General features: G+C 67.9%; 21 protein-coding genes. 4 read left to right on the top strand and 17 right to left on the bottom strand.

The genetic code is table 11. From position 1 onward, the window contains the following. From ACFCQI_RS02195 to pyrH, 15 genes are all read right to left on the bottom strand, one after another. On the bottom strand, positions 1-669 hold the full coding sequence (locus tag ACFCQI_RS02195) for a hypothetical protein (RefSeq protein ID WP_395119745.1): 669 nt from the start codon (positions 667-669) through the stop codon (positions 1-3). 53 nt (positions 670-722) lie between these two features. Continuing rightward, positions 723-4,262, bottom strand: coding sequence for a DNA polymerase III subunit alpha (gene dnaE / locus ACFCQI_RS02190; RefSeq protein ID WP_395119744.1), 3,540 nt, complete (start codon positions 4,260-4,262; stop codon positions 723-725). A 105-nt stretch (positions 4,263-4,367) separates the two neighbouring features. Continuing rightward, entirely contained in the window at positions 4,368-4,895 is a 528-nt protein-coding gene (locus ACFCQI_RS02185; RefSeq protein WP_395119743.1) for a TlpA family protein disulfide reductase, read from the bottom strand. 98 nt (positions 4,896-4,993) lie between these two features. Next, positions 4,994-5,647, bottom strand: a complete 654-nt coding sequence (gene rnhB, locus ACFCQI_RS02180) for a ribonuclease HII (protein ID WP_395119742.1) — start codon at positions 5,645-5,647, stop codon at positions 4,994-4,996. Then, on the bottom strand, positions 5,640-6,860 hold the full coding sequence (lpxB, locus tag ACFCQI_RS02175; protein WP_395119741.1) for a lipid-A-disaccharide synthase: 1,221 nt from the start codon (positions 6,858-6,860) through the stop codon (positions 5,640-5,642). Before lpxB ends, rnhB begins: the two co-directional genes overlap by 8 nt. Before the next feature lie 63 nt (positions 6,861-6,923). Continuing rightward, positions 6,924-7,712 carry an acyl-ACP--UDP-N-acetylglucosamine O-acyltransferase gene (gene lpxA, locus ACFCQI_RS02170; protein WP_395119740.1) on the bottom strand — a complete coding sequence of 263 codons (789 nt, stop codon included), beginning with the start codon at positions 7,710-7,712 and terminating at the stop codon, positions 6,924-6,926. A 2-nt stretch (positions 7,713-7,714) separates the two neighbouring features. Then, the gene (fabZ, locus tag ACFCQI_RS02165) at positions 7,715-8,182 is read right to left on the bottom strand and encodes a 3-hydroxyacyl-ACP dehydratase FabZ (protein ID WP_395119739.1); all 468 of its coding nucleotides are present in this window, start codon (positions 8,180-8,182) and stop codon (positions 7,715-7,717) included. Further along, positions 8,175-9,203, bottom strand: a complete 1,029-nt coding sequence (lpxD, locus tag ACFCQI_RS02160; protein ID WP_395119738.1) for a UDP-3-O-(3-hydroxymyristoyl)glucosamine N-acyltransferase — start codon at positions 9,201-9,203, stop codon at positions 8,175-8,177. Before lpxD ends, fabZ begins: the two co-directional genes overlap by 8 nt. Positions 9,204-9,353: 150 nt before the next feature. Beyond that, on the bottom strand, positions 9,354-11,774 hold the full coding sequence (bamA, locus tag ACFCQI_RS02155) for an outer membrane protein assembly factor BamA (RefSeq protein WP_395119737.1): 2,421 nt from the start codon (positions 11,772-11,774) through the stop codon (positions 9,354-9,356). Between the two features lie 195 nt (positions 11,775-11,969). Next, positions 11,970-13,316, bottom strand: coding sequence for an RIP metalloprotease RseP (gene rseP / locus ACFCQI_RS02150; RefSeq protein WP_395119736.1), 1,347 nt, complete (start codon positions 13,314-13,316; stop codon positions 11,970-11,972). Positions 13,317-13,352: 36 nt separating this feature from the next. Further along, positions 13,353-14,528, bottom strand: a complete 1,176-nt coding sequence (locus tag ACFCQI_RS02145) for a 1-deoxy-D-xylulose-5-phosphate reductoisomerase (protein WP_395119735.1) — start codon at positions 14,526-14,528, stop codon at positions 13,353-13,355. A gap of 2 nt (positions 14,529-14,530) precedes the next feature. After that, positions 14,531-15,346 carry a phosphatidate cytidylyltransferase gene (locus tag ACFCQI_RS02140; RefSeq protein ID WP_395119734.1) on the bottom strand — a complete coding sequence of 272 codons (816 nt, stop codon included), beginning with the start codon at positions 15,344-15,346 and terminating at the stop codon, positions 14,531-14,533. A 9-nt stretch (positions 15,347-15,355) separates the two neighbouring features. Then, entirely contained in the window at positions 15,356-16,096 is a 741-nt protein-coding gene (gene uppS / locus ACFCQI_RS02135; RefSeq protein WP_395119733.1) for a polyprenyl diphosphate synthase, read from the bottom strand. A 17-nt stretch (positions 16,097-16,113) separates the two neighbouring features. After that, positions 16,114-16,671, bottom strand: coding sequence for a ribosome recycling factor (gene frr, locus ACFCQI_RS02130; protein ID WP_395119732.1), 558 nt, complete (start codon positions 16,669-16,671; stop codon positions 16,114-16,116). Positions 16,672-16,740: 69 nt separating this feature from the next. Further along, positions 16,741-17,457: a UMP kinase gene (pyrH, locus tag ACFCQI_RS02125; RefSeq protein ID WP_395119731.1), complete on the bottom strand. Its 717-nt coding sequence runs from the start codon at positions 17,455-17,457 to the stop codon at positions 16,741-16,743. Between the two features lie 116 nt (positions 17,458-17,573). Between pyrH and ACFCQI_RS02120 the strand changes: the two genes are divergently transcribed. Continuing rightward, entirely contained in the window at positions 17,574-18,167 is a 594-nt protein-coding gene (locus tag ACFCQI_RS02120; RefSeq protein WP_395119730.1) for a hypothetical protein, read from the top strand. A 165-nt stretch (positions 18,168-18,332) separates the two neighbouring features. On the opposite strand, the gene tsf is transcribed toward ACFCQI_RS02120, so the two are convergent. Beyond that, the gene (gene tsf / locus ACFCQI_RS02115) at positions 18,333-19,214 is read right to left on the bottom strand and encodes a translation elongation factor Ts (protein ID WP_395119729.1); all 882 of its coding nucleotides are present in this window, start codon (positions 19,212-19,214) and stop codon (positions 18,333-18,335) included. A 99-nt stretch (positions 19,215-19,313) separates the two neighbouring features. Then, entirely contained in the window at positions 19,314-20,174 is an 861-nt protein-coding gene (gene rpsB / locus ACFCQI_RS02110) for a 30S ribosomal protein S2 (RefSeq protein ID WP_395119728.1), read from the bottom strand. Between the two features lie 315 nt (positions 20,175-20,489). Here rpsB and map point away from each other — a divergent pair, with 315 nt between their 5' ends. From map to ACFCQI_RS02095, 3 genes are all read left to right on the top strand, one after another. Then, positions 20,490-21,254: a type I methionyl aminopeptidase gene (map, locus tag ACFCQI_RS02105; RefSeq protein WP_395119727.1), complete on the top strand. Its 765-nt coding sequence runs from the start codon at positions 20,490-20,492 to the stop codon at positions 21,252-21,254. A gap of 126 nt (positions 21,255-21,380) precedes the next feature. Next, on the top strand, positions 21,381-24,014 hold the full coding sequence (gene glnD / locus ACFCQI_RS02100) for a [protein-PII] uridylyltransferase (RefSeq protein ID WP_395119726.1): 2,634 nt from the start codon (positions 21,381-21,383) through the stop codon (positions 24,012-24,014). 61 nt (positions 24,015-24,075) lie between these two features. Beyond that, on the top strand, positions 24,076-24,525 hold the full coding sequence (locus ACFCQI_RS02095; RefSeq protein WP_395119725.1) for a CopD family protein: 450 nt from the start codon (positions 24,076-24,078) through the stop codon (positions 24,523-24,525). Positions 24,526-24,530 lie beyond the last annotated feature (5 nt).

The following is a 24,530-nucleotide window of genomic DNA, read 5'->3' as shown; positions in this document are numbered from 1 at the left end:
CTACCTGCGTCGATAGATGCCGTCGAAGCGGACGTTGAGTCCGCCGCACTGGTGATTGTCGCTGACCACCAGAAACTTCCCGACCAGGAAGGCGCTCATCTCGCACGCATCGTCGACAAAGGTTGCGTGATGGCCGCTGGGCCGTGCCTCCCCGCCCATGGCGCCCAGGTTGGGGCCGCCGGGGAACTGGTCCGGCGGCGGGTCGGCCATCGGATAATAGGCTTCGCCGTCGGCACGCAACATGCCGTTGTCATGGCGGATCGTGATGCGGTTGTCCCCCTGCACCCAGTCGCCTTCCCATGCCGACGGTGATGGCTGCGCCAGCACCGGCCGCAGGCGGTTGCGCGGCAGCCAGCCGGCGTGTCCATCCTGGTTGTCGGGAAACATGACGCAGGCGTAGTCGCCGCGGACGTCGCCCGCCAGTACCTGGTCACCCGGGATCAGGTAGGCCTTTTCCCGGCAGTGATCCGCCGTGGAAGGGCAGTCGTCGGTGCCCGCGACGAAGTGGGCGCGTCCGTCGCCGACGACTTCGGCGAGTGTCGTCTGGTCGCTGCTGCCATCGCCTCCCTCGCACAGAAACGGCGCGTCGGGATGTGTCTGCTGCGCATGGACGCCGCCGAAAAAAACCAACGCGAACAGCGCGAAAGTCCATTTATAGGCAACGGTCATCGGTCTCTCCATGCGTGCCCGCAGACTAGTGAATACATGCGCCCGGCGGTGTCTCAATCCTGCTGCTTGACGATGCGCAGGCGTGCGGCCTGCACTCCGGGCAGCGCGCGCACGGCGCGCAGCAGGGCGGGGATGGCGTCCACGCGCCATTCCTCGCCCAGTTCCAGGTCGGCTTGGGCGCTGCGGTTGCGGTAGCCGTGCAGGGTGACGCTGGCCTGGCCCCCGCGGTAGCCGGCCAGGGTGCGTTGCAGTTGTTCGGCGAAGTCGGCGTGGATGCCGTTCAATTTCAGTTGCAGCAGGCGCGCGTGCCTGCGGCAGGCGTCGTCGAGCGAGCAGGCGCTGCGCGCGCGCAACTGGAAACCGCCGCCGGAGAATTCGTCGATGCGCAGGCCGCCGTCGACGACCAACAACTGTCCGCGCGTGAGCAGCGGCGCGGCCTGGTGGTAGATCTCGCCGAAGAAACTCACCTCGATGGCGCCGCCGCCGTCCTCGATGCGCACGAACGCGTCGCTGTCGCCGCGCTTGCGCACGGCGGCGACCATGCCGGCGATGGTCCAGGGCGTGTCCGGGCCGCGGCGGAAGCGGTTCTCGCTGCCGTCGTCGTTGCGGCGCGGCTTCGGCGGCTGGTAGCGGTCGACGATCTCGCCCAGCGGGCAGGTGGACAGCTGCGCCAGCTCGTCTTTCCACGGGTCGGTGGGGTGGCCGGAGAGGTAATGGCCGAGGGTGTCGCGTTCACCTTGCAGGCGTTGTTCCAGCGGCCACTCCGGCGCGGTCGGCAAGTCGATCTCGAGTACCGGCGTGGCAGAGCCCATCGCCGCGCCGAACATGTCGTTCTGGCCCGATTGCCGGTCGCGCTGGTGCTGTTCGGCGGCCTTGACCGCGTCGGGAAGCTGGAGCATCAGGCTGGCGCGGTTGGCCGCCAGCGCGTCCAGCGCGCCGGACAGGATCAGCGCCTCCAGCACACGCCGATTGAGCTTGCCCGGATCGATCCGGCGGCAGAAATCGGCCAGGTCGGTGTAGCGCCCGTGCGCGCGCTCGGCGACGATCGCCTCGCACACGCCGTGGCCGACGCCCTTGATCGCGCCCAGGCCGTACTGGATGACCTTGGGTTCCACCGCCACGAACATGTACTCGGACGCATTGACGTCCGGCGGCTGCACCACGATGCCCAGTGCGCGCGCTTCGTTGAGGAAGGTGACCGCCTTGTCGGTGTTGTCCATGTCCGCGGAGATCGTCGCGGCCATGAACTCGGCGGGGTAATGCGCCTTCAGCCAGGCGGTCTGGTACGACACCAGCGCGTAGGCGGCCGCGTGCGACTTGTTGAAACCGTAGCCGGCGAACTTCTCCATCAGGTCGAAGATGGCGTCGGCCTTTTCGCCGCTGAGCCCGTCCTTGGCCGCACCCTCGCGGAAGATCGCGCGGTGCTTGACCATCTCCTCGACTTTCTTCTTGCCCATCGCTCGGCGCAGCAGGTCGGCGCCGCCGAGCGTGTAGCCGCCCACGATCTGCGCCATCTGCATCACCTGCTCCTGGTAGACCATGATGCCGTAGGTCTCTTTCAGGATCGGCTCGACGCGCGGGTCGGGATATTCGACTTCCTCGCGGCCGTGCTTGCGCGCAATGAAGCTGGGGATCAGGTCCATCGGGCCGGGACGGTACAGCGCCACCAGCGCGATGATGTCCTCGAAGCGGTCGGGTTTCGCATCCTTCAGCATGCGCTGCATGCCGGAGGATTCGAGCTGGAACACGGCGACCGTCTGCGCCTTCTTCAGCAGCTCGTACGGCGCCGGGTCGTCCAGCGGCAGCGCCGAGATGTCCAGCGCCGCCTCGCCGGTTTTCGCGCGGCGCGCGTTGATCGCCTTGACCGCCCAGTCGATGATGGTCAGCGTGCGCAGGCCGAGGAAGTCGAACTTGACCAGGCCGACCGCCTCGACGTCGTCCTTGTCGTACTGGGTGACCACACCGCCGCCGCCGGCTTCGCAGTACAGCGGGGAGAAATCGGTGAGCGGGGTCGGCGCGATCACCACGCCGCCGGCATGCTTGCCGGCGTTGCGGGTGAGGTTTTCCAGGCTCAGCGCCAGGTCGATCAGCGCGTGGGCGTCCTCGTCCTGCGCGTAGGCGTCGCAGAACTCGCGCACCACGCGGTCGGTTTCCTTCTTCGATTTCTCCGACAGGCCCAGTGCGTCGGACAGGGTCAGGTCGAGCGGTCGCGGCGGGATCATCTTGGCCAGCTTGTCGACCTGGCCGTAACCCATGCCGAGCACGCGGCCCGAATCGCGCAGCACCGCCTTGGCCGCCATCGAGCCGTAGGTGATGATCTGGCTGACCTTGTCGCGACCGTACTTGCGCGCGACGTAGTCGATCACCTCGTCGCGGCGGTCCATGCAGAAGTCGATGTCGAAGTCTGGCATCGACACGCGTTCGGGATTCAGGAAGCGCTCGAACAGCAGGTCGAACTGCAGCGGGTCGAGGTCGGTGATCTTCAGCGCCCACGCCACCAGCGAGCCGGCGCCGGAACCACGCCCGGGGCCCACCGGAATGCCGTGTTGCTTGCCCCAGTTGATGAAGTCCGCGACGATCAGGAAGTAGCCGGGGAAGCCCATCTTGACGATGACGTCCAGCTCGCGTTCGAGCCGCGCGTCGTAGTCCGCGCGCGAGTGGCCGGCAGCCAGCGGCGCGAGTGCAAGGCGCTGTTCCAGGCCCTGCCGCGACAGTTCGCGGATGTGGCTGTCGAGGTCGTGGCCCGCCGGCACGGGGAAGTCGGGCAGGTAGTACTTGCCGAACTTGAGTTCCAGCGTGCAGCGCTTGGCCAGCTCGACGGTATTTGCCAGTGCCTCGGGCAGGTCCGCGAACAGCGTCGCCATGTCTCCGGGCGTCTTGAGGTACTGCTGGTCGGTGTATTCCCGCGGGCGCTTGGGGTCGGCCAGCACGCGGCCCTGGTTGATGCACACGCGCGCCTCGTGCGCGTCGAAGTCGGCCTGCTTGAGGAAGCGCACGTCGTTGCTGGCCAGCACCGGCAAGTCGAGCGTGGCGGCCAGGCCCAGGGCGGCGCTGTTCCAGAGCTCCTCGCCGTCGCGGCCGCAGCGGGTCAGCTCCAGGTACAGCCGATCCGGAAACAGTCGTGCCAGCGCGCGCAGTTTCGCCAGCGCGGCATCGCCGCCCTGGTGCACCGCGATGCGGGCTACTTCGCTGTCGCGGCCGAGCAGGGCGACCAACCCGCTGCAGGCCTCGCCATGCAACCAGCCGGCGTCGATCAGCGCGCGTCCGCCGTGCTGGCCTTCCTGCCAGGCACGCGACACCAGCCGCGACAGGTTGAGGTAGCCGTCATGGTCCTGGCACAGCAGGGTCAGCCGCCACGGGCGCGGATCGTCCGGCGCCGAGACCAGCAGGTCGCAACCGCCGATGGCCTTGATTCCGGCCGCGCTGCAGGCTTTGTAGAACTTGACCAGCGCGAACATGTTGCATTCGTCGGTCAACGCCACCGCCGGGATGCCGTCGCGCACGCAGGCGGCGACCAGCGCCTTGATGCGGATGGTCGAGTCGACCAGCGAGTACTCGCTGTGCAGGTGAAGGTGGGCGAAGCTGGCGGTCATGCAAATCTGCGCGCGTTGTCCGTGCAGGCTACCCGCCGCCGCAGGCAGCGGCAAGATTGACTTGCGCGGGGTTTGCGCGAAGCGCGGGCCGGCACCGACCGGGGGTCATCGCGGCGCGAGCACCGGTGCCGCGATCGGCGGTTCGCGCAGCAACGCGTTGATCTCCTCGACGAGCGTACCGAGCATGTCTTCGCCATATCCGACGTGGACATGGGCCACGGTGCCGTCACGATGCAGCATCACCATCACCGGGATTCCCGTGACGTCATACGGCTTGCCGATGGCGCCGTGACGATCCCAGGTGAGCAGCAGTTCGGGGAGGCTCTTGCCCAGTGCGCGCGCGGCACGCAGGAAGACGCGGCGATCCTCCTTGTAGTTGACCGCCACCACCTGCAGCGACATGCCGCGCTCGGTCGCCAGCGATTGCATCTTCGCCAGCACCGGCATCTCCTTCATGCAGTAGCCGCACCAGGTCGCCCAGAAACTGATCACCACGACCTTGCCGCGCAGCGAGGCCAGGCTCACCGTGTGTCCATCCATCGTTGGCCCCAGTGAATCCGGCGGCACGTCGCCGGGCCGCACGCCCGCAGTGGCGGCGAAGCAGCTCATCAAGGCGACCAGGAGCAGGCTCATCCGTCGCATGGTGTCCCCTTCATATCCATGGACCAGCGGTCACGAGAGGCCAGTGTAAGCGATGGCCGGGTGCGGCAATCGCGGCCGCGATGTTTGCCTCAGAACAAGCTGGCCTGATCCAGCAGCAGGCGCACCGGGGCAAAGCTGCGGCGGTGCAGTGGGCATGGCCCCAGCCGCTGCAGCGAGGAGAGGTGGGCCGGCGTGGGGTAGCCCTTGTGCAGGGCGAAGCCGTAGCCGGGGTGGAGCGCGTCCAGTTCCACCATCAAGCGGTCGCGGGTGACCTTGGCCAGGATCGAGGCCGCGCTGATGGCCGGTTCCAGCGCGTCGCCGCCGACGATCGCGCGCGCCGGGCAGGGCAGGTCCGGCGGCAGCTTGTTGCCGTCGATCAGCGCGTGCTGCGCGGCGGGCGCCAGGCCGGCGAGGGCGCGGCGCATGCCGGTCATGGTGGCGCGGAAGATGTTCAGCGAATCGATTTCCTCCGGCTCGACCAGCACGATGCAGTACGCCAGCGCGCGTTCGAGAATCAGCGGGAACAGCGCCTCGCGGCGCGCCTCGCTGAGCCTCTTCGAATCGTCGAGGCCGCGGATCGGCCGGACCGGATCGAGGATCACCGCCGCCACCGCCAGCGGACCGGCGAGAGGGCCGCGACCGGCTTCGTCGACACCGGCGACCAGCAAGCTGGTGGCCGATCCGTCCTCGTCCGCCTGCGAGCGCGGCGGCGGGCGATGGCTGTCGAGAACAAGCTCAGCCATCGGCGCGGCCGTGATCGTCGACCAGCTCCGCCACCGCGGTCGCGGCCCGTTCGCCGGCGTGGCCGGCCATGTCGCCGCGCAGTTCCTGGTGCAGGTATTCGAAGGCGGCCACGATCGCGCTGCGGCGCTCGCTGTCGCCGAACAGGGCCAGCGTGGCGGCGGCCAGCTTGTCGGCGGTGCAGTCGTCCTGCATCAGCTCGGGCACCCACGGCCCCGGGCCCAGCCCGCTGGCGCGGGCCAGGATGTTGGGCAGCGAATAGACGTCCGTCTTGATCATGTTCAGGGCGCGCGCGATGCGATAGCTCAGCGGCGCCACGCGGTAGCCGACCACCATCGGCCGCTTGGCCAGCATGGCCTCCAGCGTGGCGGTGCCGGAGGCCAGCAGCACCACGTCGGCGGCCAGCATCGCCTCGTGGGCCTGGCCGTCCAGCAGCAGCGGCGCGGGTTCGCTGGCCGGCAATCGGGCGAGCAGTTCCTGTAACCGCGCGTGTACCCGTGCATTGGCGGCGGGAACCACGATGCGCAGGCCGGGCACGACTGCAGCAACGCGCTGCGCGGCATCCAGGAAAATCTGGCCCAGCCGATCCACCTCGGACATCCGGCTGCCCGGCAGTACCGCCAACACCGGCGCCTGCTGCGGCAGGTGCAGCGCCTCGCGCGCGCCGACGCGGTCGGCGACCAGCGCGAAGCGGTCGGCCAGCGGGTGGCCGACGAAGCGCGCGTCGATGCCATGGCGCGCGTAGATCGCCGGTTCCATCGGGAACAGGCACAGCACGCGGTCCGCGCTGCGACCGATCTTCTCCACGCGATTCTCGCGCCATGCCCACACTGAGGGGCTGACGTAGTGAACCGTGCGCAAGCCGGCCTCCTTCAGGCGCCGTTCCACGCCGAGGTTGAAATCCGGGGCGTCGATGCCGATCACCACCGCCGGCCTGGCCTGCCTGAGGCGCGCGACCAGGGAACGGCGCAGACGCAGCAGGCGCGGCAGGTGGCTGATCACCTCGCTGAAACCGAACAGCGACAGCTCGCGGATGTCGTACCAGGACTCGAAGCCCTCGCGCTGCATCCGCGCCCCGCCGATGCCGACGAAGCGCGCCTGCGGGTAGCGCTGGCGCAAGGCGACGATCAGGTCGGCACCGAGCTGGTCGCCGGAATCCTCACCGGCGAGGATGGCGATCAGCGGGGCAGGTGCGGAGACGCCGGTGTTTTGCATTTCGTCTCCGTCGTGAAGCGAGAGCCAGAGCGCGTGCTTGATTTTGCGATAAGCGCGACGCGCCTATCGCGCCAACGACCGCTCGCTGTGGTCGAGGAACTCCAGCATTGCCATGACGTCGGCGCTTTCGCGCGCCTGCTCGGCGAGTTTCTCGCGGGCTTCGGGCAGCGAGAGGCCGGCCATGTAGAGGGTGCGGTAGGCGCGCTTGATCGCGGCGATGCGGGTGGCATCGAAGCCCCGGCGTTTGAGGCCTTCGCTGTTGATGCCGCGCGGGCGGCCCTGCTGCTCGTTGGCCATCATCACGAACGGCGGCACGTCGTGGCCGACCAGGCAGCCCATGCCGATGAAGGCGTGCGCGCCGACCTTGCAGAACTGGTGCACGCCCGAATAGCCGGAGAGGATGGTCCAGTCGCCGATCTCCACATGCCCGGCCAGCGCGGAGTAAGCGGAAAACACCACGCGGTTGCCGATCTGGCAGTCGTGGGCGATGTGCACGTAGGCCAGCAGCCAGTTGTCGTCGCCGAGGCGGGTGACGCCACCGCCGTTGCCGGTACCGCGGTTGATGGTGACGAATTCACGGATCAGGTTGCGGTCGCCGATGACCAGCTCGGTGCGCTCGTCGGCGAATTTCTTGTCTTGCGGATCGCCGCCCAGCGAGGCGAACTGGGCGACGCGGTTGTCGCACCCGAGCCGGGTGGGGCCTTCGATCACCACGTGCGGGCCGATCACCGTGCGGTCGCCGATCTCCACCTGCGCGCCGATGACGCTATAGGCGCCGATGCGCACGCCGGCGCCGATCACGGCAGCCGGGTCGACCTGCGCAGTGGGGTGGATCGCGGTGCTGTCACTCATGTTCATGACCTCGCGGCGCACATCAGTTCGCAGCTTGCCACTTCCTTGCCGTCGACCGTGGTGCGCGCGGCGAACAGGCCCATGCCGCGGACCAGGCGTTTCAGGTTCACTTCCAGGCGCAACTGGTCGCCCGGCACCACCGGAGCGCTGAAGCGCGCATTGTCGACCTTGACCAGATAGAACAGCGGGCTGCCCGCGTCGCCCTTCATGCGGCGGCTGATCTGCGTCAGCAGGCCGGCGGCCTGCGCCATCGCCTCGATGATCAGCACGCCCGGCATCACCGGATGGCCCGGGAAATGGCCATCGAAGAACGGTTCGTTGATGGTGACGTTCTTCAGCGCGACCGCGCTGACGTCCGGCACGACCTCGATCACCCGGTCGACCAGCAGGAACGGGTAGCGGTGTGGCAGCAGGCGCTGGATCTGCTCCACCTGCACCGGCAGGGTGATCTCGAAATTTTCCTCAGTCATCGCTCTTGTCCTTTTCCAGTGCCGCCAGACGGCGCGCGTATTCGTCCAGATGCTTGAATCGCGCCGCATTCCTGCGCCACAGGCGATTTTCCTGCAGCGGCACGCCGGAGGAGTACTCGCCCGGTTCGCGTATCGAATGGGTGACCAGGCTCTTGGCGGTAATGGTAACCCGGTCGGCCAGCTCGAGATGGCCGAGCACGCCCGCATTGCCGCCGATCTGGCAGTAGCGGCCGATCCTGGCACTGCCGGCCACGGCGGCGCATCCGGCCATTGCGGTGTGCGCGCCCACGTGCACGTTGTGGGCGATCTGGATCTGGTTGTCCAGCCGCACGTCTTCTTCCAGCACTGTGTCGTCCAGCGTGCCGCGGTCGATCGTGGTGTTGGCGCCGATCTCGCAGTCATCGCCGATGCGTACCCCACCCAACTGGGGCAGCTTGATCCAGTGGTCGGTGTCGAAGGCCAGGCCGAAGCCGTCCGAACCGATCACCGCGCCGGGATGCACCAGCACGCGGCGACCCAGGATGACGCGCGTGACCAGGGTGACCCGGGCCACCAGCCGCGATTGCGCACCCACCGTGCAGCCCTCGCCGATGATGCAGTGTGGCCCCAGCACGGCGCCGTCCTCGACCACTGCATCGGCCTCGATCACGCAACACGGGCCGATGCTGGCGCTGGCGCTGACGCGCGCGGAAGCGGCGACCACGGCACTGGGATGCACGCCAGTCGGTGCGGCGGGCAGGCGCTCGAACAGCGCGGCGATGCGCGCGTAGGCGACGTAGGGGTCCCTGGCGATCAGCGCGGTGGCCGGGCAATCGGCGAGGTTCTCCTCGCGCAGCACCACCACGCCCGCGCGGGTGGACAGCAGCTGCGCGGTGTATTTGCTGTTGGAAAGAAAGCTCAACTCGCTGGCGCCGGCGCCACCGAGCGTGCCCACGCCGCTCACCATCCGCGTGCCGTCGCCGCGGACGTCTAGGCCGAAGCGCGCGGCCAGTTCGGCTGCCGAGTAGTGGATGGCGTTCATGCGTGGCTCCGGACGGTGCGCGTCATTGTAGGGCGTGGCACCGCACGACGCAGGTGTGCCCGGACGACGAAAAAGAAAACGCGGCATCGCCGCGTTTTCCTTCGATACGCCGGCAGCTCCGCACGTGGCGGCGCCCGCACCGGCCGATGGTCAGAACTGGCTGCCGAAGGTGAACTGGATGCGCTCCTCGTAATGACCGTCCGACGGCTGCGAGCGGAACGGCACGGCCAGGCTGATGATCAGCGGGCCGATCGGCGCCTGCCAGTGCAGCGATACGCCGGCCGAGGCGCGCAGCGTGCTGGCGTCGAAACTCTGGTAATCCCGGTAGACGTTGCCGACGTCTGTGAACAGCGACACGCGCGCGGTGTTGATGTCCTTCAGGAACGGCAGCGGCAGGTACAGCTCGGCGGTGCCCAGCACCTTGAACGAGCCGCCGATCGGTTGCGCCCAGTAGGCGCCCAGGCAGTTGCCGCGCGCGTCCGGCGAGCTGCCGTCGATGCACACGCGCGGGCCCAGGGTGTTGTCCTGGAAGCCGCGCACGTCGCGCACGCCGCCGGCGGAGAAGTTGGCGAAGAACGGGAAATCCTGGCGCAGGTCGGGCATCACGTAGCCTGCGCCGCGCTGCGCTTCGGTGGCGGCCTTGAGCACGGCGAACTGGTCGTCGCTGATGCCGTTCTTGCCATAGGTCTTGCCGTAGCCCACCTGGCCGTCCAGGTAGAGCACGAAGCCCTTGCCGATCGGCCAGTAATGGTTGGCCTCGGCGGTGAGCTTCCAGTACTGCACGGTGGAGCCGGGCAGGGCGACATCCGCCTGGGCCTGCAGCAGGCCGCCGCGGGTGGGCGCCCAGAAGCCGTTGCGGGTGTCGTGGTTCCAGCCCAGCGTGCCGGTCCACGAATGGATCGTCTTGTTGCCGAGCTGGTTCTGGTAGTCGATCAGGTCCCGCGGGCTGTAGCCGGGGAACAGGTTGACCTTGTTGCTGCTGATGCCCAGGCCCACGCGCACGCCGTCGGTTTCGCTGATCGGGATGCCCAGGTAGGTGGAGAAGCCCTTGGCGCTGGTGCTGTAGTTGGCGTAGTCGGTGTTGCCGTAGTCGGTCTTGGAATAGTTGACGCTGTAGCCGATGCCGATGCCGTTGTCGGTCAGGTACGGGTTGTAGTAGTTGGCGCCGAAACTGGTCTGGTAGGTGCTGCGCGAGCCGCTCACCGAGAAGCTGTCGCCACTGCCGAACAGGTTGTTCTGGCTCAACGAGGCGTTGAGGATGATGCCGGCGTACTGCGAGTAGCCGATGCCGAACTGCATGCTGCCGGCGGCCTGCTCCTCGACCTTGACGCTGACGTCGACCTGGTCCTGCGAGCCGGGCACCAGTTTCTTGTCGATGTCGACCTTCTTGAAGTAGCCCAGCCGCTGCAGGCGGATCTTCGAGCGGTCGATCGCGGCCTGCGAGTACATGGAGCCTTCGAGCTGGCGCATCTCGCGACGCAGCACGTTGTCCTCGGTCTTGGTGTTGCCGGAGAAGATCACGCGGCGCACGTACACGCGCTGGCCCGGCTCGACGTACATGGTCAGGTCGACCGTGTGCTTGTCCTTGTCCAGCTTCGGGATCGGCGTGACCTTGGCGTAGGCATAGCCGATGTTGGACAGCACCGCCTTGATCGCCTTGCTGGAGTTCTCGATCGCGCCGCGGTTGAAGATGTCGCCTTCCTTGACGAACACCAGCTGGCGCATCGTCTTTTCCGGCAGGATCAGGTCGCCGAGCAGCTTGACGTCGGTGACCTTGTAGATGTCGCCTTCCTTGATGCTGGCGTCGATGTACATGTTGCGCTTGTCCGGCGAGATGCTGACCTGGGTCGAATCCACGCCGAAATCCGCGTAACCGCGGTTCATGTAGTAGGACTGCAGCTTCTCCAGGTCGCCGGAAAGCTTCTCGCGCGAGTACTGGTCATTCTTGGAGTACCACGACATCAGGTTCGGTGTGCCGGACTCGAAATCGTCGCGGATCTGCTTGTCGGTGTAGGCGTGGTTGCCGAGGATGTTGATCTCGCGGATCTTGGCGGCCTTGCCCTCGCGGATCTCGATGTCGATGGCGACACGGTTGCGGTCGAGCCGGGTCACGTGCGGCTCGACCGACACGTTGTACTTGCCGCGGTTGTAGTACTGCCGGATCAGCTCCTGCTGCACGCCGTCGATGGCCAGCCGGTCGAAGGTCTCGCCTTCGGAGATGCCGGTCTGCTTGAGGCCCTTCTTCAGGTCGTCGGTCTTGATGTCGTGGTTGCCGCGGATGTTGAGCTTGGCGATGGACGGCCGCTCGACCACCTTGATCACCAGGATGTTGCCGTCGCGGTCGAGCTCCACGTCGCTGAAGAACTTGGTCTGGTACAGCGCGCGGATGGCGCGTGCCGCCTCGGCGTTGGTGAGCCGATCGCCCTTGTTCACCGGCAGGTAGTTGTACACCGTGCCGGCCGCGATGCGGCTGAGGCCGTCGATGCGGATGTCCGAGATCACGAAGGGCTCGAACGCGTACGCGTTGGCGGCAAGGGAGGCAAGCAGGATCAGCGCGGCGATACGCTTCATCGTCGGTTCCGTTGGGTTAGTTTGACGGGGCGGCCAGCGCGGCCGCTCCGTCAACGCATGCGGCGGGGGATGAGCCCGTCGCGAAAAGGGGCGCTGCATTCCAGCGGGAGTTGTCGCGGACCGCGTCGGCCCGGGCAAGCACGGCCGGCGCAGTCTGGCGGATCGCCAGGTGGTCGAGGGCGATGGCGATGCGCATCACGACAGCAGGGTTCGCTGGATGTCGTTGAATAGCGTCCATCCGACCAGGCTGAACAGCAGGACCAGACCGATGTACTGGCCGATGATCATGGCCTGTTCGCTGACCGGGCTGCCCTTGACCAGTTCGATCAGATAATACAGCAGGTGCCCGCCATCGAGGACCGGGATCGGCAGCAGGTTCAGGATCGCCAGGCTCAGCGACACCATCGCCAGGAACTGCAGGAACCACGCCAGCCCCATCTGCGCCGACGCATTGGCGTACTGGGCGATGCCGATCACGCTGGAGATGTTCTTGGTCGAGGCGTGCCCGCTGAGCATCTCCCCGATCATGCCGAAGGTCTGCCGGGTATTGCGCCAGGTGGTGGCGAACGCGGCGCCCAGTGCGCGCGCCGGCGAGTACTGCACGGTGGCCGGCTCCGGTGGCGGCGGGGCGACGCCCAGCATCCACTTCGCCGGCTGGTCGCCGAGCGACTCCCATGTCGCGGTGACCGCGAGGGTCAGCAGCCGGCCGTCGCGCAGCACGCCGATCGACAGTCGCGGCGATGTGGCCGCCGCCGATTGCACCAGCTTGCCGAGGCTGTCGAAATCGCCCACCGGCTGGCCGTTGATGCTGACGATGCGATCGCCGCCCTGGATGCCGCCCAGGGCCGCCGGTTGCCCGGGCTTGACCGTGCCGGCGATCGCCGGCGGCGGCGCCAGGCGCAAGCCGAGCTTGCCGAAGTACTGGTCGATCGGCTGGCCGGCCGGCAGACGGTCCAGCGGCAGCACGAGTTCGCGGGTCTGGCCGTCGGCGTGGCGCACCGTCAGCGGCAGCGGGGTCAGCGCCAGCAGCGCGTTGCCCACCGCGTCCATCGAATCGCTCCAGGTGGAGACCTGGCGCCCGTTGACGCTGAGGATGCGGTCGCCCGGCTGGATGCCTGCCTCGGCGGCGATGCTGTCCGGCGTGGCGGTGACGATCGGCGCGTAGTCGCTCCGGCCGAGCATGAACATCAGCCACAGCGCGGCGATGGTGAAGATCACGTTGAAGCCCGGCCCGGCCGCCACGATGGCGATGCGTTTCCACACCGATTTGCCGGTGAACTCCTGGTCGCGCAGGGCCGGGTCGACCTCGCCCTCGCGCGCGTCCAGCATCTTCACGTAGCCGCCCAGCGGGATCGCCGCGATCCAGTATTCGGTGCCGTCGCGGCCGATGCGCTTCCAGATCGCCTTGCCGAAGCCGATCGAGAACCGCAGCACCTTGACCCCACAGCGCCGCGCGACCCAGTAGTGGCCGAACTCATGGAAGGTCACCAGCACGCCGAGCGTGACCAGCAACCAGAACACCGAGCCGAAAAAGGAAGTCATCAAGTACCGCAGCGGAAAGTCATCGGGACAAGAATATCAGCAAGCCCTGCGCAGTACGCGCCGGGCCGCCTCGCGGGCCGCCCGGTCGCGCTCGAGCAGGGTCGGGATATCGACCACCGGCTGGGCCGGCAGTTCCGCAAGCACCGCCTCGACCACGTCGGCGATCGACAGGAACGCCAGCGTGCCGGCGAGGAAGGCCTCCACCGCCACCTCGTTGGCCGCGCTCAGCACGGTCGGGGCATCGCCACCGGCGCGCAGCGCCTGGAAGGCCAGCGCCAGGCAGCGGAAGGTGGCCAGATCCGGCGCCTCGAACTGCAGCGGCGCGCAGGCGGCGAGGTCGAGCGGGGTGACCCCGGACTCGACCCGCTCCGGCCAGGCCAGCGCGTGGGCGATCGCGGTGCGCATGTCCGGGTTGCCCAGTTGCGCCAGCACGGAGCCGTCGACGTAGTCGACCATCGAGTGGATCAGGCTCTGCGGATGCACCACCACCTCGATGGCCTCGACCGGCGCGGCGAACAGGTGATGCGCCTCGATCACCTCCAGCCCCTTGTTCATCAGGGTGGCCGAGTCGACCGAGATCTTGCGGCCCATGACCCAATTGGGATGCTTGCAGGCCTGGTCGGGCGTGACATGCGCCAGCTCGGGGCGGCTGCGGCCGCGGAACGGGCCGCCGGACGCGGTCAGGATCAATCGGCGCACGCCACTGCGGGCCAGTGCGGGGCGACCGCCCGGCAGACACTGGAACAACGCGTTGTGCTCGGAGTCGACCGGCACCAGCACCCCGCCACCGCGCTCGACCGCCTGCAGCAGCAGCGGGCCGGCCATCACGATGGACTCCTTGTTGGCCAGCAGCAGCCGCTTGCCGGCCTGCGCGGCGGCCAGGGTCGACTCCAGCCCGGCGGCGCCGACAATGGCCGCCACCACGGTGTCGCACAGGTTGCCGGCCGCCGCGGCGACCAGCGCGTCCGGGCCGCTGGCGACATCGCAGCGCACCCCGGCGTCGGCCAGGCGCCGGGCCAGTTCGCGCTCGTGCGCGGGATCGGCGACGATGGCCAGGTCCGGCCGGTGACGAGCGCACAGTTCGACCAGCGCCTCGACGCGGTGGTTCGCGGTGAGCACGCTGGCGCGGAACCGCTCCGGATGGCGCGCGATCACGTCCAGCGTGCTGCCGCCGATCGAGCCGGTGGCACCAAGGACAGCGACCGTGCGCATCGTCACAACTGCAGCAGCCACAAGCCGGCGGCGAAAATGGGCAGTGCCGCGAACACGCTGTCCAGTCGATCCATCAGGCCGCCATGGCCGGGAAAGATGCTGCCCGAATCCTTCACCTGGGCATGCCGCTTGAGCAGGCTCTCGAACAGGTCGCCGACGATAGAAATGGACACGGTGGCCGCCGCCAGCAGCGCCAGCGCCAGCAACCGCACATCACGCACGTCGAGCAGCCAGGCGCCGACCAGCGCCAGCAGCACGCCGGCGACCAGCGCGCCGTAGGCGCCGGCCCAGGTCTTGCCCGGGCTGATATGCGGCGCCAGCTTGCGCTTGCCGAAGGCGCGGCCGGCGGCGTAGGCGCCGATGTCCGAGGCCCACACGATCATCAGCGCCAGCAAGGTCCACCACGGGCCGTGCGGCGAGTGGCCATGGATGCGGACCAGGGCGACCCAGGCCGGAAAGATCACGAATGCGCCGGCCAGCAGTTTCAGCGCGGTGTTGTCGCGCGTGGGCGCGGCGGCGAACGCGAAGTGGCGCAGCCACAGGCAGGCCACCAGCCACCATGCCACACCAGCGACCAGCAGCCAGTCGAGCCACGCGCTGTCGCGCGCCAGCCAGAGCAGCACGAACACGCCGGCGGCCACGATCAGCAAGGCCACCCGGGCACGGCCATGCAGGCCGCTCAGCTGGGCCCATTCCCCCCATGCCGCCAGGAAAGCCACGGCCACGATCACGCCGAAGACGCCGGTCGGCGGCAGCAGGACGATCAGGATCGCCAGCGGCGCGAGCACCAAGGCGGTGAGAATGCGCTGAAGCAGCATGGAAATCCTCTAGGGGGCAGGGGCCAGCTGCGCGCTGGTGCGGCCGTAGCGGCGCTCGCGCGAAGCGTAGTCGGCGATGGCCTCGCGCAGGCAAGCCTGGTCGAAATCGGGCCACAACGTATCGGTAAAGTACAGCTCGGCGTAGGCGACCTGCCACAACAGGAAGTTGCTGATGCGGCGTTCGCCGCCGGTGCGGATGAACAGGTCCAGCGGCGGCAGCTCGGCCAGGCTCATCCACTGGCCCAGCCGTGATTCGTCGATCTCGTCGGCGCGCAACTCGCCATGCGCGACTGCCGCGGCAGCGTGGCGACAGGCCTGCACGATGTCCCAGCGGCCGCCGTAACTCACCGCGATATTCAGTTGCAGCGCCGCGTTGCCGGCGGTGCGGTCCGTCGCCGCGCGCATGCGCTGGCGCAGCGGCTCGTCGAAGCTGTCCAGGTCGCCGATGAAGCGCAGGCGCACGCCGTGGCCGTGCAGTTCCTCCACTTCTTTGTCCAGCGCGCGCACGAACAGGTTCATCAGCGCGCTGACCTCGTCCTGCGGGCGCTGCCAGTTTTCGCTGGAGAAGGCGAACAGGGTCAGCACCGGCACGCCTTCGCGCAGGCAGGCTTCGATCACCTCGCGCACCGCGCGGCGCCCGGCGTTGTGGCCGAAGCTGCGCGGACGGTGCCGGGCGCGGGCCCAGCGCCCGTTGCCGTCCATCACGATGGCGACATGGCGGGGAACCCGGGCAGCCGTGGCGGCCGGCATGCGGGGTGCGATGGCGCTCAGAGCGCCATCAGCTCCTCTTCCTTGGCCTTGACCACGGTATCGACGTCCTTGACCGCGCGATCGGTGAGCTTCTGGATCTCGTCGTCGAAACGGCGATCCTCGTCCTCCGTGATCTGCTTGTCCTTGAGCAGGTCCTTGACCTGCTGCAGGGCATCGCGGCGCACGTTGCGGATGGCGATCTTGGCGTTCTCGCCCTCATGGCCCACGTGCTTGGCCAGCTCCTTGCGACGCTCCTCGGTGAGCGCGGGCATGTTGAGCCGGATCACGGTGCCGGCGGTGGTCGGCGTGATGCCGATGTCCGATGCCATCAGGGCCTTCTCGATCGGCGCCACCATGTTTTTTTCCCACGGCGTGATGAGGATGGTGCGCGCATCGGCCAGCGTCACGGACGCGACCTGCGACAGCGGCGTTTCCGCGCCGTAATAGCTGACCTTGATGTGGTCGACCAACGTGGTGCTGGCGCGGCCGGTGCGGATACGCGTGAGGTCGTGCTTGAGCGAGTCGATGCTCTTGCCCATGCGGGCCTGGGCATCGTTCTTGATGTCGTTGAGCATGTGTCGTACCCCGGTGAATCTGGCAACGCGTGATTATAGCAGTGGCGGGCGTCGCCCCCGCGGGCCGACTCAGCCGACCAGCGTGCCGATCGACTCGCCGCCCATGATGCGCATCAGGCTGCCGGGCACGCTCATGTCGTAGATGCGCAGCGGCATGCCGTGGTCGCGGCACAGCGCGATCGCGGCGGTGTCCATCACTTGCAGGTTGCGCTGGATCACTTCCTCGTAGCTCAGCCGCTCGTAGCGGATGGCGTGCGCGTCACGGGCGGGGTCGGCGCTGTAGACGCCGTCGACCTTGGTGGCCTTGAGCAGCAGGTCGGCGCCGACTTCCACGGCGCGCAGCGCCGCGGCCGAGTCGGTGGTGAAGAACGGATTGCCGGTGCCGGCAGCGAACAGCACGATGCGGCCCTTCTCGATGTGGCGGATCGCGCGGCGGCGGATGTAGTCCTCGGCCACGTCGTGGATCTGGATCGCGCTCATCACCCGCGCATAGCCGCCACGCTTCTCGATCGCATCGGCCATCGCCAGCGCGTTCATCACGGTGGCGAGCATGCCCATGTGGTCGCCGGTGACGCGATCCATGCCGGCCGCGGCCAGGCCGGCGCCGCGGAAGATGTTGCCGCCGCCGATCACCACGCCCACTTCCACGCCGGCGCGGCGCACCTCGATGATCTCCTCGGCGAGCCGGCCGATCACGTTCGGATCAATGCCGTAGTCGGCCTCGCCCATCAGCGCTTCACCGGAGAGCTTGAGCAGGATGCGGTGGTACTTGGGCTGGGTGCTCATGGGTTCTCCGGATTGTGGGGGCAAACCGCCACATTGTAGCGGCAGAGCCGCTCTCGGGTAAGCTTGCGTCGGTCGATTGAAGTCGCCGTGACGGATTCGGTTCAAGGAGCGAACGGGTGGGGTGGAACACGCTTTATTACGGGGTCCCGGCGCCGTCGCGCGGGCGACGCATCGCCATCCACGGCACGCTGATCGTGATGGCCCTGGCGTTCTACGGCGGCTGGATCGACTTCCTGCCCGAGCCGTGGGTGGAACGATCCAGCTTCTACGTGGCGCTGGTGCTTGGCGTGGCGGTCACGGTGTGGCTCGCGTGGGTCAATCTCACCGGACGCAACGAAGCCTATCAGGGCGGTACCGCCAAAATGCTCCTGGCGGCACCGTTCTGCGCTGCCTTGGCTGCAGGCTTCATCTGGTGCGCGCTGGCGCATGGGGTGGCGGGCGGGGTCACGCGAATGCTAGGCGATGCCGCATTCCTGCCGCCGGTGCAGATGCACACCGTTCACCGCCGGCGGCGCCGGGAATGCGACTACCAGTTGAGGGGCGGCCCCATGACCGGCTTCCTGTTCGACCACCTTTGCACCAGTTCGGCCTATTACGAGGCCCATCCGCGCCATCGCGTGGAGGTGGCGCTGGGAGGCTTTCGCGGGCGGCTGGGGTTCTACGTCACGCAGTTCGGCCATCGTCGCGACCTGGGCGCCTACCGGGATTGACCGCGACAACGAAAAGGGCCGCGGTTTCCCGCGGCCCCTGGTTCGAAGCACCCGCTCTTTCTGAAAGTCCGGCCATGGCGAGGGCATGGATGCCCGAGGTGAGGCAACGCAGGAGCGGTTGCCCGATGGCCGGTCTTTGCCGTCAGGGATGACGGGTACTTCGGATTACCTCAAGCCTGCCTGCTTCATGACTTCGGCGGCGAAATCCTCTTCCACCTTCTCGATGCCTTCGCCGACGGCCAGGCGGACGACCGAGATGACGTCGGCGCCTTCCTTCTTCAGCGCCTCGGCGACCGTGACGTTGGTGTCCAGCACGTAGGGCTGGCCCAGCAGGGTGACTTCGGAAACGATCTTGTGGATCTTGCCGCTGATGATCTTCTCCAGGATCTCGGCCGGCTTGGCCTTGTCCTTCTCGGACATCAGGCTCAGCGCGATTTCCTTCTCCTTGGCGACGAACTCGGCCGGCACGTCCTCGGCGCGGACGTGCGCCGGGTTCATCGCCGCCACGTGCATGGCGATGCCTTTGGCCAGCTCCTCGGAGCCGCCCTTGAGCGACACCAGCACGCCGATGCGACCGCCATGGATGTAGTTGCCGATCACGCCGTCGTTCTCGATGCGGGCCATGCGGCGTACGTCGATCTTCTCGCCGATGGTGGCGATCAGCGCCTTGGCCGCGTCCTCGACGGTGCCGCCGCCGGGATAGGCGGCTGCCTTGAGCGCGTCGATATCGGCGGCGCCGGACTTCAGCGCGACTTCGGCGACGGCGTCGCTGAACTTCAGGAAGCTCGCGTCCTTGCCCACGAAGTCGGTTTCGCAGTTGATCTCGACCAGTACGGCCTTGCCGCTGGCCTGGTCGGTGACGATGCGGCCTTCGGCGGCGATGCGGCTGGCTTTCTTGTCGGCCTTGGCGAGGCCGGACTTGCGCAGCCACTCCATGGCGGCGTCGAGGTCGCCGTTGTTCTCCACCAGCGCCTTCTTGCATTCCATCATGCCGGCGCCGGACCGCTCGCGCAGCTCCTTCACCATCTGGGCGGAAATATTGCTCATCGGTAGTTCTCCAATGCTTGGATGGCGCGACGGCAAGCAAACGCCGTCACGCGTTGATCTCGGCAGCCTGGCGGCGGTCGGCGACCGCCGCCTCGGCGCTTACTTGGCGGGCGCGCCTTCGTTGCGCGGGCCACGGCCGCCGTCGCGACCGCCGTCGCGGCGCGGCGCGGACTTGCGCGGGGCAGCCTCGCGGCGCGGGCGATCGACCTTGGCCACCGGGTTGCCTTCCTCGTCCAGCTCGACGAAGTCGTTGCCGTCGCCCTGGGCGGCGGCCGGCGCGGCGGCCTTGCCTTCGAGGATCGAGTCGGCGGCGGCGCGGGCATACAGCTGGATCGCGCGGATCGCGTCGTCGTTGCCCGGGATGGCGTAGTCGACCAGCTCCGGGTTGTAGTTGGTGTCGACCACGGCGATCACCGGGATGCCGAGCTTCTTGGCTTCCTGCACGGCGATGTCTTCGTGGCCGATGTCGATCACGAACAGCGCGTCGGGCAGGCGGTTCATGTCCTTGATGCCGCCCAGCGAGGCCTGCAGCTTGTCGCGCTCGCGGCGACGGGCCAGCACTTCGTGCTTGACCAGCTTGTCGAAGCTGCCGTCGGTCTCGGCTGCTTCCAGCTCCTTCAGGCGCGAAACGGACTGCTTCACGGTGCGGAAGTTGGTCAGCATGCCGCCGAGCCAGCGCGAGGTGACGAACGGCATGCCGGCGCGGGCAGCCTCTTCGGCCAACGGCTCGCGGGCCGAACGCTTGGTGCCGACGAACAGGATGGTGCCGCGCTTCTGCGCCAGGCCCGACAGGAAATTCATCGCGTCGGTGAACAGCGGCAGGGTCTTTTCGAGATTGATGATGTGGATCTTGCCGCGGGCACCGAAGATGTACGGGGCCATCTTGGGATTCCAGTAACGGGTCTGATGACCGAAATGGACGCCGGCTTCCAGCATCTGACGCATGGTGACTTGTGCCATGGGTGTCGCTCCGATTGTCGGTTCCCTCGAGAAGGAACCTGGGGGTTGGGACCTCCACGCATCCCCGGCTTCGACCGCGACTGGCCCGATTTTGACGGTGGGCGAGGCGCGGCACCCCGAAGGCGGTGCCGATGCGTGTGTGGCGTTGGTTTGGGTGTTGTACCGCTGGGCGTTACAATCCCGGCTCGCTTTGCGTGGATCGACTCCCGCTCGGGAGGCATCAGCCCTGCAAAACTCCGAAATTGTAGCCGGTACGCCGGCGGTGCGGCAAGTCTCTGGATTTCAAGGAGTTCTGTCGCCACATGAGTGGAATCCATGGCCATTACCCTGAAATCTCCCGAAGACCTTGAAGGCATGCGCGTCGCCGGCAAGCTGGCTGCCGAAGTGCTGGCCATGCTCAAGGACTACGTCAAGCCCGGCGTCACCACCGAGGAGTTGGACCGCCGCGCCTACGAGCACATCGTCAACGTGCAGAAGGCGATTCCCGCCAACGTCGGCTATCACGGCTTCCCCAAGACCCTGTGCACCTCGGTCAACCACGTGATCTGCCACGGCATCCCGAGCGAGGGCAAGGTGCTCAAGGACGGCGACATCGTCAACCTCGACGTCACCGTGATCAAGGACGGCTGGCACGGCGACACCAGTCGCATGTACGTCGCCGGCACCCCGTCGGTGCTGGCCAAACGGCTGGTGGATACGACTTTCGAGGCGATGATGCGCGGCATCGAGGCGGTGCGTCCCGGCGCCACGCTTGGGGATATCGGCCACGCCATCCAGCAGCATGCCGAGGCGGCCGGTTTCAGCGTGGTCAAGGAGTACTGCGGCCACGGCATCGGCAAGGTCTATCACGACGAGCCGCAGGTGCTGCATTACGGCAAGCCCGGCACCGGCGTCGAGTTGAAGAAGGGCATGACCTTCACCATCGAGCCGATGATCAACGCCGGCAAGCCGCAGACGCGCCAGATGCCCGACGGCTGGACCGTGGTGACCAAGGACCATTCGCTGTCCGCCCAGTGGGAACACACCCTGGCGGTGACCGACGACGGCTTCGAGATCCTCACGCCCTGGCCGGATGCGTGAAGCAGGAGTGAGTGGGGAGGAGTGAGAAAAGAGAGCCGGACGCGCGGCGCCGGCGCCGGATGCCATGCAGACATGGCAGACTGCCTTCTCTCATTCCGCACTCCTCTCCACTCACTTCTCGCTCCAATGAATTCAGCGCTCCCTCCCTTGCCGCGCCTGCCCGTGGCAGTGCCGCGCTCCGGCGTTTCGGCCGAGGCGCGGCGGGCGTTGCGGCAGTTGCTGGAGGATGTGGATCGCGGGTTGGCTACGGCGTTTCGCGACGGCATGGATGCCAGTGCGTTGGCGCGGCGGCGCGGCGAGTCGGTGGCGCGGGTGGTTGCGCATGTGTGGGCAGCCTGCCTCGGTGAGGTAGCCGGCGCGGCGCTGTTCGCGATTGGCGGCTTTGGCCGCGGCCTGCTGTTTCCGTACTCGGATGTGGACCTGCTGGCGCTGGCGGCGGCACCCGAGCCTGCGCGCCTGCGGGCACTGGAGCAGTTCTTCGCTACCTTGTGGGACATCGGCCTGAAAGTGGGCCACGCCGTGCGCGAACCAGCGCAATGCCGGGCGCTGGCCGCGCAGGACGCCAGCGTATTCACCAGCCTGCTCGACGCGCGACGGCTGACCGGCGATCCGGCCTTCGATGCGCAACTGCGGGGCATCGTTGACGACCCGGCGTTGTGGCCGCCGCGCGAGTACCTCGCCGCCCGGCTGGCCGAGCGCAACGCGCGGCACGCCCGTTACGACGACACTGCCTACAACCTCGAACCGAACCTCAAGGACGGGCCCGGCGGCCTGCGTACGCTCGACTCGCTGCGCTGGATGGGGCGACGCCTGGCGCACGCGGACGGGTTGTCGGGGATGGTCGCCGAGGGGCTGCTCGATCCGGCCGAGCAAGCCCAGCTGGAACAAGCCGAATCGACGCTGCGCCGTTACCGCTATGCCCTGCATCTGGAAGCGGGACGGGCCGAGGAGCGGCTGCTGTTCGACTATCAGCAGGCGCTGGCCGCACGCCTGGGATTCCAGGACGAGCACGAGAAGAACCTCGGCGTCGAACAGTTCATGCAGGGCTACTACCGCGCAGCCAGCCAGGTCGAGCGGCTAGGCGTGCAGGTGGCCGAGCGCTTCGAGGAGATGCTGGAGCCTCCCGCGGCGGAGCAGCCGGTGGGCGACGATTTCGTGCGCTACGGCGCGCGCCTGGCCGCGCGCGATCCGGAATTGTTCATGCGCCGGCCCGCGGCGCTGGTGGAGATTTTCATCGCCCGGCTGGAGCAGTCCGGCGTGCTGGGCTTCAGTGCCGACACCATGCGCCGCATCCATCAGGCGACCGACGCCCATGGCGCGGCGCTGGCCCGGGACGAGGAGGTGCTGGCCGCGTTCCTGCGCCTGTTGCGGCGAGGTGCGCCGGCGGTGGAGGCGTTGTGGCGGATGAACCGGCACGGCCTGTTGGCGGCGATCCTGCCGGCGTTCGGCAAGGTGTTCGGGCGCATGCAGTACGACCTGTTCCATGTCTACACGGTCGACGAACACACCTTGCGCGTGTTGCGCAACATGGCGCGCTTCGCCGAGCCGGCGGCACGGGGCGAGTTCCCGCTTGGCTGCGAGATCTGGGCCATGCTGCCCAAGCCCGAGGTGCTGCTGCTGGCGGCGTTGTTCCACGACATCGCCAAGGGTCGCGGCGGCGACCATTCGGTGCTGGGCGAACAGGATGCGCGGGATTTCTGCACGCGCCTGGGGCTCCCCTCCGGCGACGTCGAACGGGTCGCCTGGCTGGTGCGCCATCACCTGCTGATGAGCACCACGGCGCAACGCCAGGACATCACCGATCCCGAGGTGGTGCACCGCTTCGCCGAGACGGTGGGCGAGCGGGAGCAGCTCGGCCAGCTCTACCTGCTGACCATTGCCGACATCACCGGCACCAGCCCGCGCCTGTGGAACAGCTGGAAGGATCGCCTGCTGGCCGATCTCTGCACCAGCACCCGCCATGCCCTGCGCAGCGACGTCGAGTTGCCGCGCGACGCCGGCGTGCGCGTGCGCAAATGCAGCGCGCAGGCGCTGGCGCGGCTGCAGGAGGATGGCTTCGACGAAGCCCGGGTGCGGCAGGTCTGGGGGGATTTTCCGCAACTCAGCTTCCTGCGCCATCGGCCCGAGCAGATCGCGTGGCAGACCGCGGCGATCCTGCGCGCGCAGGGTGCGGTGCCGCTGGTCGCGGTGGAACCGTTGTCGGTACGCGGCAGCACCGAGCTGTTCGTCTACACGCCCGATCGGGACGGCCTGTTCGCCACCGTGACGGCGATGCTGGATCGGCTGCGCTTTTCGGTGATGGAGTCGCGCATCCTCAGCTCGCCCACCGGCATGGCGCTGGATACCTTCCTGTTGCTCGAAGCCGACAGCCAGCAACCGGCCAGTCCCGCGCGTGCCGAAGAGTTGCAGCAGCGCCTGCAGCGCGCACTCGCGCAAGCGGTGGGCGTGCAGCCGAGCAAGCGCAGCATGTCGCGCCATCAGAAGCATTTCCAGGTGACGCCGAAGATCAGCTTCCACGCCGCCGGCGGCCGCACCCAGTTGGCATTGGCGGGGACCGACCGGCCCGGTCTGCTGGCGGCGGTGGCGCAGGTGATGCTGAGCGAGGACGTACGCGTGCACGACGCACGCATCGCCACCTTCGGCGAGCGGGTGGAGGACTTCTTCCTGCTGACCGACCGCGCCAACGCGCCGCTCGATGCGCAGCACCAGCAGCGCCTGCTGCAGGCGTTGCTGGCGCGGATCGGTCCCGCGCGCGAGTGAAGCGGGCGGCTCGCGCTATCATGCCCGCCGCTGCGCGAGGCAGCGGCCACGCCCATTCGTCATGACCTATCTGTTGATCAAATCGTTGCACCTGCTGTTCGTGATCGCCTGGATGGCCACGGTGTTCTACCTGCCGCGCATCCTGGTGAACATGGCCGAAGCGGCGAACGAGCCGGCGGTGCAGGCGCGGCTGCAGCTGATGGGGCGTCGGCTGTACAAGTTCGGCCACAACATGTTCGGCATCGCGTTCCTGTTCGGCCTGGTGCTGTGGCAGGGTTGGCGGGTATTCCCGCAGAGCCTGCCGAACGTGGCCTCCGGCACGCACTGGATCGACGCCAAACTGACCCTCGTCGCGTTGTTGCTGGTCTACTTCACCTGGGCTGGGCGATTGCTCAAGCGCAGCGCAAAGGGCCTTGCGTTGCCCTCGGCGCGCACGTTGCGCTGGCTCAACGAGCTGCCGGTGCTGTTGCTGCTGGGCGTGATCTGGCTGGTGCTGGCCAAGCCGTTCTGAGGCTC

This window comes from Rhodanobacter sp. FW102-FHT14D06 (assembly GCF_043950705.1).
Taxonomy (GTDB): Bacteria; Pseudomonadota; Gammaproteobacteria; order Xanthomonadales; family Rhodanobacteraceae; genus Rhodanobacter.
This window is presented reverse-complemented; position numbering and strand designations above follow the sequence as displayed.

Bases quoted from the DNA above. Each gene is read 5' to 3' on its own strand.
- tsf (WP_395119729.1), bottom strand. From the start codon at position 19,214: ATGAGCAATATTTCCGCCCAGATGGTGAAGGAGCTGCGCGAGCGGTCC.
- ACFCQI_RS02185 (WP_395119743.1), bottom strand. From the start codon at position 4,895: ATGAGCCTGCTCCTGGTCGCCTTGATGAGCTGCTTCGCCGCCACTGCG.
- ACFCQI_RS02145 (WP_395119735.1), bottom strand. From the start codon at position 14,528: ATGCGCACGGTCGCTGTCCTTGGTGCCACCGGCTCGATCGGCGGCAGC.
- uppS (WP_395119733.1), bottom strand. From the start codon at position 16,096: ATGCCGGCCGCCACGGCTGCCCGGGTTCCCCGCCATGTCGCCATCGTG.
- bamA (WP_395119737.1), bottom strand. From the start codon at position 11,774: ATGAAGCGTATCGCCGCGCTGATCCTGCTTGCCTCCCTTGCCGCCAAC.
- pyrH (WP_395119731.1), bottom strand. From the start codon at position 17,457: ATGAGCACCCAGCCCAAGTACCACCGCATCCTGCTCAAGCTCTCCGGT.
- lpxA (WP_395119740.1), bottom strand. From the start codon at position 7,712: ATGAGTGACAGCACCGCGATCCACCCCACTGCGCAGGTCGACCCGGCT.
- ACFCQI_RS02095 (WP_395119725.1), top strand. From the start codon at position 24,076: ATGACCTATCTGTTGATCAAATCGTTGCACCTGCTGTTCGTGATCGCC.
- rnhB (WP_395119742.1), bottom strand. From the start codon at position 5,647: ATGGCTGAGCTTGTTCTCGACAGCCATCGCCCGCCGCCGCGCTCGCAG.
- lpxB (WP_395119741.1), bottom strand. From the start codon at position 6,860: ATGCAAAACACCGGCGTCTCCGCACCTGCCCCGCTGATCGCCATCCTC.
- map (WP_395119727.1), top strand. From the start codon at position 20,490: ATGGCCATTACCCTGAAATCTCCCGAAGACCTTGAAGGCATGCGCGTC.
- ACFCQI_RS02195 (WP_395119745.1), bottom strand. From the start codon at position 669: ATGACCGTTGCCTATAAATGGACTTTCGCGCTGTTCGCGTTGGTTTTT.
- fabZ (WP_395119739.1), bottom strand. From the start codon at position 8,182: ATGACTGAGGAAAATTTCGAGATCACCCTGCCGGTGCAGGTGGAGCAG.
- ACFCQI_RS02140 (WP_395119734.1), bottom strand. From the start codon at position 15,346: ATGCTGCTTCAGCGCATTCTCACCGCCTTGGTGCTCGCGCCGCTGGCG.
- rpsB (WP_395119728.1), bottom strand. From the start codon at position 20,174: ATGGCACAAGTCACCATGCGTCAGATGCTGGAAGCCGGCGTCCATTTC.
- lpxD (WP_395119738.1), bottom strand. From the start codon at position 9,203: ATGAACGCCATCCACTACTCGGCAGCCGAACTGGCCGCGCGCTTCGGC.
- rseP (WP_395119736.1), bottom strand. From the start codon at position 13,316: ATGACTTCCTTTTTCGGCTCGGTGTTCTGGTTGCTGGTCACGCTCGGC.
- glnD (WP_395119726.1), top strand. From the start codon at position 21,381: ATGAATTCAGCGCTCCCTCCCTTGCCGCGCCTGCCCGTGGCAGTGCCG.
- dnaE (WP_395119744.1), bottom strand. From the start codon at position 4,262: ATGACCGCCAGCTTCGCCCACCTTCACCTGCACAGCGAGTACTCGCTG.
- frr (WP_395119732.1), bottom strand. From the start codon at position 16,671: ATGCTCAACGACATCAAGAACGATGCCCAGGCCCGCATGGGCAAGAGC.